The sequence below is a fragment of the Acetobacter tropicalis genome (genome assembly GCF_001580915.1).
GTDB lineage: Bacteria > Pseudomonadota > Alphaproteobacteria > Acetobacterales > Acetobacteraceae > Acetobacter > Acetobacter tropicalis.
Genome location: NZ_LHZQ01000117.1, coordinates 1 through 4,477, shown reverse-complemented (window position 1 = coordinate 4,477; position 4,477 = coordinate 1). Strand labels below are relative to the sequence as shown.

Annotated in this window: 4 protein-coding genes and 1 pseudogene; 3 read left to right on the top strand and 2 right to left on the bottom strand. The window is 52.3% G+C overall.

Annotated features, from left to right (window positions below):
• Positions 1-362 precede the first annotated feature (362 nt).
• Positions 363-1,667: a MobQ family relaxase gene (gene mobQ / locus AD944_RS01190; RefSeq protein WP_082741304.1), complete on the bottom strand. Its 1,305-nt coding sequence runs from the start codon at positions 1,665-1,667 to the stop codon at positions 363-365.
• Positions 1,668-1,827: 160 nt separating this feature from the next.
• Here mobQ and AD944_RS01185 point away from each other — a divergent pair, with 160 nt between their 5' ends.
• The 3 genes from AD944_RS01185 to AD944_RS01175 all read left to right on the top strand — a co-directional run bounded on the left by AD944_RS01185 (position 1,828) and on the right by AD944_RS01175 (position 3,962).
• Entirely contained in the window at positions 1,828-2,130 is a 303-nt protein-coding gene (locus tag AD944_RS01185) for a hypothetical protein (protein ID WP_045543206.1), read from the top strand.
• A gap of 2 nt (positions 2,131-2,132) precedes the next feature.
• On the top strand, positions 2,133-2,675 hold the full coding sequence (locus AD944_RS01180) for a hypothetical protein (RefSeq protein WP_045543207.1): 543 nt from the start codon (positions 2,133-2,135) through the stop codon (positions 2,673-2,675).
• Between the two features lie 84 nt (positions 2,676-2,759).
• A complete protein-coding gene (locus AD944_RS01175) occupies positions 2,760-3,962 on the top strand; it encodes a restriction endonuclease subunit S (protein ID WP_061474686.1) in 1,203 nt (400 codons plus the stop codon).
• Positions 3,963-4,120: 158 nt separating this feature from the next.
• On the opposite strand, the pseudogene AD944_RS16975 reads toward AD944_RS01175, so the two are convergent.
• Positions 4,121-4,477 (bottom strand): annotated as a pseudogene (locus tag AD944_RS16975) (hypothetical protein); the annotation flags it as partial.

The window sequence follows — 4,477 nt, the reverse complement described above, 5'->3', positions numbered from 1 at the left end:
CGGTAGAACCGCCAGCGCATGCGCTTCCCCAAGGGTCAGCTTACCTTCCGACCGAAAACGCCGAAGAAGGGCCTGAAATCGGCGGATAATCTGCCATTTTGTCATGGGGCGGGAAGTCTTGGAAGCGATGGTCATTGTCTATCCTCACTCGGACTGACCATCTTCTCTTGAGGGAACCACCCGCTTTGGGGTATCGTTCTCTCTGAAAGCTGGCCCGTCCACTGGTACTGGCGGGTCAAGCTGAAAGGTCGGTGTTATCAGCACCGGCCTTTCGCCGTTTCTGGGGCTAGTGTTCGCCCTTTCTGTCTAAAAGGCAAGGCATAGAATAACAGAGCGGTCTTGCACTCCGCCTGACTACTGTCTCACATTCCGAAATCTGGCCCGCTGTCATAATCTAAAGACCGGGAACGAGACGGCCCCCCGCGTCCGCGCCCACGCCCACGGACTGGCGCCCGTTGTACCTCAGCTTTCTGCCGCTTTTCTTGCTCCTGATAGACCTGAAGCCGTTCTCTGACGGCCTTCTCTTCGGCAGAAAGTCCGGTGCTTCCCATAGGGTGACTGTGAGCCTTCAAGGCACGGCTGAACGGATCGGATGGGTATTCACGGGCAAGGAAACTTTCACGGGCGTCAGGAGCCAACCTCTGAACATTCCTGGTCATCTCCTCCAGGCGTGCCTTTGATTCGTGCACGGCCCGCTCTCTGGCCTCTCTGATCGCCTGTTGCCGCAAGACCTCCCGATGTGCCTCCTCAAGCTTCCGGGCTTCTTCTGCCCGCCTTGCCCGTTCTTCCGCCTCCTGCTTCCCCTTCACCCTTAAGGCGTTCAAAAGCCTATGAACGCCCTTTTTCCTGACCTCGATGGCATGGGCCGCCACCTCCCTGACAGTCACAGCCAGATCACGCACCATGTCGCGCACCTGGTCGTTGAGACGCCGCCGCCGCGCATTCTCCTGCGCCTTGAAGGTCCGGGGCGTGTAAGGCTCTCCTTGCCGCTCCTGCTCGGCCTGATGCCTGCGCTCTATCGTGGTACTCGTCGGCCCCATATGGAGGCTCGGCATCATATCCACGCCCTGCCGCTCATAGCTGCGGTGATCAATGCGGGCGGGCTTCTGGTGGCGCTCTAATGCTTCGTTGCACTGCATAGCCCACAACTCCCTAAGGCTCTCGATCTCCGGCCCACCCGTCTTGGCGGCGTCCAGTATGCGGGTTTTCTTGCCCAGCCCGTCCGGCTCGACCTCCCGTGTCGTGGTGAGGATATGAGCGTGATAGTTCCGGTCATCACCACCAGCACTGGGGGCATGAAGAGCAACATCAGCAGCCACCCCGTAACGCTTGACCACGGCAGAGGCAAAAGACCGTGCAAGGTCTGCCCTGTCTTTGGCGTCCAGTTCAGCAGGAAGAGCCAGTACATATTCACGGGCTGTCACTGAGTTGGAACGCTTCTCGGTCTGCTCGGCAGCGTTCCACAACACAGAACGATTATGCGCCCACTCGCAGCCAGCCGGAGCAATGATGAAACTACCATCAACCCCGGTTCTGTTGGCATAGTCGTGCTGGCGTCCATCGCGTTCGTTGGTCAGCGTGTCTCCTGCTCGATAAGCCGCAGCGGCAACGGCACTTCTGCCGGTGCTACGCGATACGGTCTTAACGGACAGGTGGAAGATCGCCACGGGATCGGCTCGCTGACACAATGGGGTTGCAAGGGGTTCGCCCCTGTCGCACGCAAACTCGCAGAGTTTGCATAAGTGCGCCCTTAATACCTATCGGCATGAAGGGTTAGAAGGCAATGTCATTTGATGGTAGAGTTACAATCAGAGGAGTGTCCAGAACATGACCAATTCAAGACAGACAACAAAATCTCAAAGAATTCTTGACGCCGAAAAGAGGCTTGAACAAGCACGGAACGCTCTGAAAGATGCCCGCAATGCTGAGAACAGGCAGAAGCGGAAAATCGAAGATCGTCAGAAAATTATCTTGGGTGGCGCGTTACTCAAAGCGGCGGAAGGTGATGAACGCTTCTCGAATGTGATTGACGCCCTTCTCAAGCGGTTATCACGGGAGCAGGACATAAAAGCTTTTCAGGATCATGACTTCACAACCCCTCGGCCAGAACAAACGCAAGGTGAGGGCTGAGCATGAGTGAACCAGACGACACGGATGATTTCGGACTTCGTGCGTTTGAGGATCTGAAGAATACCGTTGAGCGGTCCAACAAATCCTACTCGGAAATTTCCGGTAAGCTGCCCGCCCTGGCAAAACAGTTTGAAGCACTGAATGCCAAAAGCACTGGAGCCGCTCAACGCGTTGAGGAAGCAGCACAGGCCGTCACCAGCTACATTAAGACTGATCGTCGCACGCTCCTCATCACCTGCGGATTTGGGGCCATTGCGCTCGTATTCTGCGCGGCCTTTTTGGGAGATATCAAAGGCAACCGAAGCGGATACGCTCAAGGTCTCGCTGACGGTCAGAAAGAGGCTCAGCAGCGGGACAGACTAGCAGAATGGGCCGTGTCATCACCTTCAGGGCGTATGGCCTACGAGATGGATCAGAGCGGCGAAATTCAGGCCTTCGGCATGTGTCGCATTGAAGGCTACAAACCCATCCAAAGAAAAGGACAGACGATTTGCGCCCCTACATCAGGGACAGGCCTTCAATGGACAATTGTCGAAGGTCGATAAAAATGATTACCCCAAAAACGGCTATTAAATTGAGAATAAGAACGCTGAAAGCCCAGATGGACGCTTATCTGAAGGAGCTCGGTTATGCTCCCTGATGGGTGGAAACGTACAACCTTAGCCGCCATTCTGCTAGATAAAGTAAAAAACGGCTATTCACCCAATGCGACTGAAAAACCTACTGGTTATTGGGTGCTCGGATTGGGTTCTCTTGGCGTAGAAAGACTCAATTTCTTAGAATCTAAACCTGTTGAACCGACCAAAGAAGTTATCAGCAGCTTGATAAGACAAGGCGATTTTCTTATTAGCCGCTCAAATACACCGGAAAAAGTCGGAAGAATTTCTTTGGTACGCGAAGTTCATGGGAACTACTCTTATCCAGATCTGATGATCCGTTTTAGACCAAATCCTCTGAAAGCCGATAGTACATTCCTAGAGCTTCAGATGAAAAGCGTTTCATTTCGAAACTATATTAAAAAAAATGCCGCTGGAAGCAGTGGTACTATGGTAAAAATCAATAAAACAATTCTAGAACACACACCTATTCTCCTTCCCCCTCTGCCCGAACAGAAGAAGATCGCGGCGATCCTCTCGACGTGGGATCGTGCGATTGAGGGGACTGAGAAGCTTCTGGCCAACAGCCAGCAGCAGAAAAAAGCCCTCATGCAGCAACTTCTCACAGGCAAAAAACGACTGCCGGGGTTCTCGGGGGAGTGGAAAAAAACAACTATTGGCAATATTGCAAAAGAAATTTCCATTCGGAATAAAAACAGAAAGAATTATCCGGTTATTTCCTGCACTAAAACAAAAGGATTTGTTGATTCTTTATCTTTCTTCAATAAGAAAGTTTATAGTGACGACCTGTCAGGATATAAAATCATATCAAGAAATCAGATTGGATTTCCTTCAAATCACATTGAAGAAGGTTCCATAGGACTACAAAATCTTCATGACGATGCAATCGTAAGCCCGATTTATACTGTTTTCTCAATGGGCAAAAACGCTGATCCGTTGTTTGTTTTTGCAGTTCTAAAAACAGATCACTATCGTCAGATTTTCGCTGCAGCTACCAATTCTTCAGTAGATAGACGTGGCAGTCTGCGTTGGTCCGCTTTTTCACAAATCAAAATTAATCTCCCATCACCCCCCGAGCAGAAAGCCATCGCCGCCGTCCTGACGACAGCAGACGAAGAAATCACGGCAATTGAATCCGACCTCGCTCGTCTGCGTCAGGAGAAGAAAGCTCTGATGCAGCAGCTTTTGACGGGTAAAATCAGAGTAGCAGTCTGATCTTCTTCATAAGCCTTTTATGTCTCATTTAACGGGTGTTTCCGGTCTGGAGCGAGCGCGGAGCGGGAGCGCCGTAGGCCGCCCTTACGGGCGTCCAGACGTGCGTTTGCACTTAGGTCTGATTGTCTTTGCACTCAGGTGGAGATGAGGTCTTGCACTTAGATGGTTTGAATGGGTCCGAACTCTTTCAAACACCATTCCAGCATCTCTGAATGGGTCATTTGAGGGGGTTGAAAGACCTTTTCCGGTCTTAAAGAATAAGAAGAAGGACGTTCCTGTGCAGGTCTTGCACTTAGGTGATCGCGCACTGTCCGCATGAAGTGCCGGGCCGCCTGCGCCACCTGCTGGAGTGCTGACAAAACGATCTCGTAAGCGTTTGAAGTCCGCACCCGCTTTCCAAGCTGGCGGTCATATTGATAGCGGGGCGTATGCTTCACGATACCGAGCGCATAAGCCCGGTTCAGGGCGTTGATAACCGTCCGGCGGCTGGCTCCGGACTTCTCTGCCATCGCTTC